The 5,662-nt window shown below is 74.0% G+C and carries 7 protein-coding genes and 5 tRNA genes; 7 read left to right on the top strand and 5 right to left on the bottom strand.

What is annotated here, in order from left to right; genetic code table 11:
- Positions 1-54 precede the first annotated feature (54 nt).
- Positions 55-612 (top strand): CGNR zinc finger domain-containing protein, encoded by a 558-nt coding sequence (locus tag ACFW1I_RS37760; RefSeq protein WP_384678551.1) that lies wholly within the window; start codon positions 55-57, stop codon positions 610-612.
- Positions 613-645: 33 nt separating this feature from the next.
- Here the strand turns inward: ACFW1I_RS37760 and ACFW1I_RS37755 are convergent, their stop codons facing one another.
- Positions 646-828: a hypothetical protein gene (locus ACFW1I_RS37755; protein WP_384678549.1), complete on the bottom strand. Its 183-nt coding sequence runs from the start codon at positions 826-828 to the stop codon at positions 646-648.
- Positions 829-960: 132 nt separating this feature from the next.
- Positions 961-1,392: a hypothetical protein gene (locus ACFW1I_RS37750; RefSeq protein WP_384678547.1), complete on the bottom strand. Its 432-nt coding sequence runs from the start codon at positions 1,390-1,392 to the stop codon at positions 961-963.
- Positions 1,393-1,592: 200 nt separating this feature from the next.
- Between ACFW1I_RS37750 and ACFW1I_RS37745 the strand changes: the two genes are divergently transcribed.
- Positions 1,593-2,108 carry a DsbA family protein gene (locus ACFW1I_RS37745; RefSeq protein ID WP_384678545.1) on the top strand — a complete coding sequence of 172 codons (516 nt, stop codon included), beginning with the start codon at positions 1,593-1,595 and terminating at the stop codon, positions 2,106-2,108.
- A gap of 39 nt (positions 2,109-2,147) precedes the next feature.
- Here the strand turns inward: ACFW1I_RS37745 and ACFW1I_RS37740 are convergent, their stop codons facing one another.
- From ACFW1I_RS37740 to ACFW1I_RS37730, 3 genes are read right to left on the bottom strand one after another with little or no spacing between them, the layout of a single operon-like run.
- Positions 2,148-2,987: a GNAT family N-acetyltransferase gene (locus ACFW1I_RS37740; RefSeq protein WP_384678543.1), complete on the bottom strand. Its 840-nt coding sequence runs from the start codon at positions 2,985-2,987 to the stop codon at positions 2,148-2,150.
- Positions 2,988-3,030: 43 nt separating this feature from the next.
- Positions 3,031-3,861, bottom strand: a complete 831-nt coding sequence (locus ACFW1I_RS37735; RefSeq protein WP_384678541.1) for an aminotransferase class IV — start codon at positions 3,859-3,861, stop codon at positions 3,031-3,033.
- Positions 3,858-4,940, bottom strand: a complete 1,083-nt coding sequence (locus ACFW1I_RS37730; RefSeq protein ID WP_384678539.1) for a chorismate-binding protein — start codon at positions 4,938-4,940, stop codon at positions 3,858-3,860. The genes ACFW1I_RS37735 and ACFW1I_RS37730 overlap by 4 nt, the downstream gene beginning before the upstream one ends.
- Positions 4,941-5,173: 233 nt before the next feature.
- On the opposite strand from ACFW1I_RS37730, the gene ACFW1I_RS37725 reads away from it, so the two are divergent.
- The 5 genes from ACFW1I_RS37725 to ACFW1I_RS37705 all read left to right on the top strand — a co-directional run bounded on the left by ACFW1I_RS37725 (position 5,174) and on the right by ACFW1I_RS37705 (position 5,645).
- Positions 5,174-5,246: transfer RNA gene (locus tag ACFW1I_RS37725), tRNA-Gly, on the top strand.
- A 39-nt stretch (positions 5,247-5,285) separates the two neighbouring features.
- Positions 5,286-5,359: transfer RNA gene (locus ACFW1I_RS37720), tRNA-Cys, on the top strand.
- A gap of 1 nt (position 5,360) precedes the next feature.
- Positions 5,361-5,432 (top strand) — tRNA-Val (locus ACFW1I_RS37715).
- 34 nt (positions 5,433-5,466) lie between these two features.
- Positions 5,467-5,541: transfer RNA gene (locus ACFW1I_RS37710), tRNA-Val, on the top strand.
- Between the two features lie 29 nt (positions 5,542-5,570).
- Positions 5,571-5,645: transfer RNA gene (locus ACFW1I_RS37705), tRNA-Val, on the top strand.
- Positions 5,646-5,662 lie beyond the last annotated feature (17 nt).

Raw genomic sequence — 5,662 nt, 5'->3', positions numbered from 1 at the left:
TCTCCGCGCCCCTCCGCGCGCCCGCCCCCCCCCCCCCCGGCCAGGGAGCGTAGCGTGCTCATCCCCCACGACACCCGGATCGCCCTCGACACCGTCGTCGATCTCATGAACACCGCCGCGCAGGGCGACCGCGAGGACACGCTCACGGACCTCGCCGCGCTGGGCGTCTTCGTGCGCGAGCACCGGATCAGCGACGTGGGCGAACTGACCCCGGAGGACCTGCGGGGCGTCCGCGACGTGCGGGACCGCTTCGCCGCCGTCTTCTCCGCCCCCGACGCCAGGATCGCCGCCCCGCTGATCAACCAGCTGGTGGCCGCCGCGGGCACGACCCCGCAGCTCACCGACCACGACGGCTACGACTGGCACGTGCACTACTTCGCGCCGGGCGCCTCGGTCGCCGACCACCTGGCCGCCGACTGCGGGATGGCGCTGGCCTTCATCGTGGTCTCGGGCGAGCGCGAGCGGCTGCGCCGGTGCGAGGCGCCGGACTGCGGCCGGGCCTTCGTCGACCTCTCCCGGAACCGGTCCCGCCGCTACTGCGACAGCCGCACCTGCGGCAACCGGCTCCACGTGGCCGCCTACCGGGCCCGCCGCAAGGAGGCCGCCGGCTGATCCCGCGCCGCGCGCGGACGCCGGCGGGACGCCTCACAGCACGTACAGGTCGTGCAGCGCCGCCATGAGGAGCAGCGCCCCGATCACCGCCAGGAAGATCATCAGCGGCGGCTGCGACAGCGCGAAGAGACAGCCCCTCGGTTCGTCGACCGGAGGGTCGGCGGCGGGAACGGACTCGGCGGAGGCGGGGGCGGGTTCCCGCGAGGTATCCAGCATCTCGGGGGGATGATCGCGCACCGCGCGCCCCCGGAAGACCGGAAACCGCCCCACGGAGGGGCGGTTCATCCCTTCCCGTGGATCTCCGGCGCTCCGCCCGGTCGCAGCCCGGCAGGCAACGGCCAGAAGCGGTCAGATTCCGTGCTTCTTCAGAATCGCCTCGATGTCGCTGAAGTCCTCGCCACTCGTGGCGCCGGCCGCCGGTCCGGACGCGGGCCGGGCGAGCGCCTCCCGCCCCTCGGCCGGTGCGGAGGCCCCGGGCGCGACCGCCGCGGGCCCCGCTCCCCCGCCCGCCGCCTTCCGGCCACCGCGGCGCCGCTCGACGCCGCGGACGCTCAGCAGGAGCAGCCAGGCCACCCCGAGCACGCCGAAGCCGGCCCAGGCGACCGGGCTGAAGACGGTGTCGAAGGCCCACTCGACGGCGCCGGTCATCACCAGGCCGAGCGGCACCAGCGACCACGCGGCGATCCGCGCCGCGGACAGGTACTTCTTCCGGTAGGCCGTGATCGCGGCGATCCCCAGGCCCGCCGCGGACACCGCGGAACAGATGGTCTCGGCGAGCATGCGGTCCTCCAGGTCCCGGGTGATACGTCCCTTCCATCCTGCACCGCCCCGGCCGCCCGGGGCCACGCCCACGGCCCGGTCTCAGGGAGATCTCCGGGTCGTCCCCCGGGGGATCTCCTCCTCAGGTCGCGGTCCGGCCCGCGCCGGGGCCGATCGGGGGCCCGGGCGGCCCGGCCGGGAGACCTGGAAGACTGCGGGACATGACTGACTCCACCACCGCATCCGCCTCCCCGGTCGTCCTGGAGGCGTGGTTCGACCTCCAGTGCCCGGACTGCTTCCAGGCCCTCGACGACGTCCACGCCCTGCGCGAGAAGTACGGCGACCGGCTCGACGTACAGCTGCGCCACTTCCCGCTGGCCAAGAACAAGCACGCCTACGCCGCCGCCCAGGCCGCCGAGGAGGCGGCCGACCAGGGGCAGGGCTGGCCGTACGCGGAGGCGCTGCTGGCCAGGACCGCCGACCTCGCCGACCGGGGCGAGCCGGTGCTCCTGGAGGTGGCGGCCGGACTCGGCCTGGACGCCGAGGAGTTCGACACGGCCCTGATCGACGGCCGGCACCTGCTCACCGTCGACGCCGACCAGGCCGAGGGCCAGGCCCTCAAGGTCACCGGCACCCCGACCTACGTGATCGGCGGGGAGCGCCTCGACGGCGGCAAGAGCCAGGAGGGCCTGCGGGCCCGGATCGAGGAGATCGCCGACCGCCTCCTGGCCGGCTGACCGCCCGCCCCGGACGGCGCCCCCGCCCCGGACGGCGCCTCAGAGCAGCGGCTTGGCGCTGTTGACGTACGTCGTGCGGTAGCCGAGCGACTCGTACAGGCGGATCGCCGGGGTGTTGCCCGCGAAGACGTGCAGTCCCAGCAGGGCCTCCCCGGCCTCCCGCGCCGCGCGCTCGGCGAGCAGCATCAGCGTCCGGCCGTACCCCTTGCCGCGCTGGTCCTCGGCGACCGCCACGTCGTAGACGTACGCGGCGCTCACCCCCGGTTCCAGCTCCCGCACCCCGGTCCACACGTGGCCCACGGGCCGTCCGTCGGCGAGGACCACCTGGATCGCGGTGCCGGGGGTGGCGAGCCCCCGGGGCAGCAGCTCGCGGTGGCTGGCCTCGGCCTTGGCGCGGGCCCGGTCCTCGGGGACGCCGCGGTCGATCCAGCTGCGGGCGAAGTCCTCCCTGGCGGCCGCCTCCCACTGCGCGAACTCCCCGTCGGTCATCGGACGGGCGTCGGTGCCGGCCGGCGGCGCGGGCGCCTCGGCGGCCAGTTCCTTCACCATGTTCCGGCTGATCTCGGTGTAGCCGAGGGCGCGGGCCAGGGCGAGCGCGGCGCCCGCGTCGGCGGGGACCGATATCTGCACGTCGCCGCAGCCCCAGCCGCGCAGCACCTCCTCGGCGGCCAGCGCCGCCACCGTGCCCCGGCCCCGGCCCCGGTCCGGCTCGTCGACCCGGAGCCGTTCGATCAGCCCCGAGGCGGCCCCGAAGTGGGGGTCGGTGGCGACATGGACGGAACCGACCCGGCGGCTGTTCACGCAGATGTCGTAGGTGCGCGAGCGGCCGCCGTCGGCGGAGTGCTGGAGCGGCTCGGTCGGCCGCAGGGTGGTGGTCATCAGGGGTGTTCTACCCACCCGGCGGGGCCGCCGTCATCCGGATTCAGCCGAGCCGCGGGTCCCGGTCCGCGGCGGCCCGCTCCTCGAAGATCCGCATCGCCTTGGCGGTGACCGGGCCGGGAGCGGCGGTGAGCTCGCGCCCGTCCACGCGGTGGACGGCCTGGACGTCCCGCAGGGTGGAGGTGAGGAAGACCTCCTCGGCGGTCTCCAGCACGTCGAGCGGCAGGTCGGTCTCGACGGCGCCGGTCCACTCGGCGGCGAGGGCGCGCGTGATGCCGGCGAGGCAGCCGGAGGAGACCGGCGGGGTGTGGATCCGGCCGTCGAGGACCACGAAGACGTTGGAGCCGGTGCCCTCGCAGAGCTGACCGACGGTGTTGCCGAAGAGGGCCTCGGTGGCGCCGGCCTCCTTGGCCCGGGCGAGGGCGACGACGTTCTCCGCGTACGAGGTGGTCTTCAGGCCCGTGAGGGCGCCGCGCTCGTTGCGGGTCCAGGGGACGGTGATCACGGCGGTGGTGTCGGCGCGGCGGGTGGTCTCCCCGACGGCGACGACCAGGCCGGGGCCGGTGTCGCCGCGCTCGGAGCCGAGCGGGGAGAGGCCGCCGGTGTACGTGATGCGGAGCCGACCGAGCTCCATCGGGTTGGCCTCCAGGACGGCGGCGCAGGCCCGGCGGACCTCGACGAGGTCGGGGTCGGGCAGGCCGAGGCCGCGGGCGGAGCGGGTGAGCCGCTCCAGGTGGAGGGTGAGAGCGAACGTTTCGCCGCGCTCGGCCTTGACGGTCTCGAAGATGCCGTCGCCGACGGTCAGCCCGTGGTCCAGCACGGAGACCCGGGCGGCCTCCTCGTCGTACAGCCCGCCGTTGACCCAGATCTTCATCGAGTGATGGCCTTTCCGCTCGCCTCGGGAGCGTCCGTGTCCGGGGCGCCCGATCCATAGGCGCCCGACGCTATCGCGACCAGCCGGGCGGCCTTCAGCTCGGTCTCCTCCCACTCCCGCTCCGGGTCGGAGCCCCAGGTGATCCCGGCGCCGGTGCCGAAGCGGAGGACGCCCTGCGGGCGGTCGATCCAGAAGGTGCGGATGCCGACGGCCAGCTCGCCGTGGCCGCTGTCCGCGTCCACCCAGCCGATGCCGCCGCAGTACGGGCCGCGGGGCGCGGTCTCCAGCGCCTCGATGATCCGCAGGGCGCTGGACTTGGGGGCGCCGGTGACGGAGCCGGGCGGGAAGGTGGCGGCGAGCAGCTCGGGCCAGCCCGCGCCCTCGCGCAGCACCCCGCTGACGGTGGAGACGAGGTGGACGAGGCCCGGGTGCTCCTCGATCTCGCAGAGGGCGGGGACGGCGACCGAGCCGGTCTCGCAGACGCGGCCGAGGTCGTTGCGGACCAGGTCCACGATCATCACGTTCTCGGCGTGGTCCTTGGGCAGGAGGTCGGCGGCGGTGCGGCCGGTGCCCTTGATGGGGCCGGAGGAGACCCGGCCGCCCTCGCGCCGGAGGTACAGCTCGGGCGAGGCGGTGGCGATCTCCACGCCGTGCGCGGGCAGCCGGATCGTCCCGGCGTACGGGGCGGGGTTGCCGGCCGCGAGCAGCGCGGTGAGGGCGTCCACGTCGGCGGCGGCCGGGTCGGGCAGCGGCGCGCTCATCACCCGGCAGAGGTTCGCCTGGTAGACCTCGCCGCGCGCGATGTGCTCGCGCACCTTCCGCACGCCCGCGGTGTACGCGGCGCGGTCGAGCGAGGACGTCCAGTCACCGGGCCGGGGCCCGGACCAGGCGCCGGGGACGGCGGGCGGCACCGGCGCCCTGCGGACGTCTCCGAAGCGGGCGCAGGTGAGCCGGCCCTCGAAGTCGGCGCAGACGGCCCAGAAGCCCGCGGAGTCCAGGGCCTCCGGGTCATGGGTGACGTCCCGGAGATCGGTCGCGACGAGGCCGCCGAAGCGGGCCAGGGGAGCAAGGTCGTACACGGATCGAGTCTAGGTCGGCCGGAGCGGGAGCAGGGGGGTGTGTGGCGGGCGGGGCTGCGCGCGACCTCCGGGACACGGCGGGTGAACACCGTTCGAACCCTCCGAGAGGCCCGGCCGGGCGCCGCGAAGGGCCCGCAGGTCAGCACGCTGCGGAAACGCGTTTTTGTGCTGGCCCGGGAATCCGCTAGAGTTCAACACGTCGCCGGGACGCGCAAGCGGACCGGAAACGACAAGCGGACGTGGCTCAGTTGGTAGAGCATCACCTTGCCAAGGTGAGGGTCGCGAGTTCGAATCTCGTCGTCCGCTCGATGTGGGGGATCTTCCCGAACCCCCGTTATCACTCCTGGTGGAGTGGCCGAGAGGCGAGGCAACGGCCTGCAAAGCCGTCTACACGGGTTCAAATCCCGTCTCCACCTCCAAGGACGATTAGCTCAGCGGGAGAGCGCTTCCCTGACACGGAAGAGGTCACTGGTTCAATCCCAGTATCGTCCACTGGACCCTCGGGTCCTGGATCCTCGGATCCCCCGCGCGATTAGCTCAGCGGGAGAGCGCTTCCCTGACACGGAAGAGGTCACTGGTTCAATCCCAGTATCGCGCACCACTCCTCCTGCACCCCTCGGGGTGTGTCCCGCGCGATTAGCTCAGCGGGAGAGCGCTTCCCTGACACGGAAGAGGTCACTGGTTCAATCCCAGTATCGCGCACCACTCCTCCTGCACCCCTC

The organism is Streptomyces sp. NPDC058955, assembly GCF_042741435.1.
In the GTDB taxonomy this organism is placed as follows: domain Bacteria; phylum Actinomycetota; class Actinomycetes; order Streptomycetales; family Streptomycetaceae; genus Streptomyces.
Note: the sequence above shows the minus strand (reverse complement) of the source record. Positions and strands in the feature narration are given on the sequence as shown.

Coding starts and splice junctions, on each gene's coding strand:
- ACFW1I_RS37755 (WP_384678549.1), bottom strand. CDS start 828: ATGCTGGATACCTCGCGGGAACCCGCCCCCGCCTCCGCCGAGTCCGTT.
- ACFW1I_RS37750 (WP_384678547.1), bottom strand. CDS start 1,392: ATGCTCGCCGAGACCATCTGTTCCGCGGTGTCCGCGGCGGGCCTGGGG.
- ACFW1I_RS37745 (WP_384678545.1), top strand. CDS start 1,593: ATGACTGACTCCACCACCGCATCCGCCTCCCCGGTCGTCCTGGAGGCG.
- ACFW1I_RS37740 (WP_384678543.1), bottom strand. CDS start 2,987: ATGACCACCACCCTGCGGCCGACCGAGCCGCTCCAGCACTCCGCCGAC.
- ACFW1I_RS37735 (WP_384678541.1), bottom strand. CDS start 3,861: ATGAAGATCTGGGTCAACGGCGGGCTGTACGACGAGGAGGCCGCCCGG.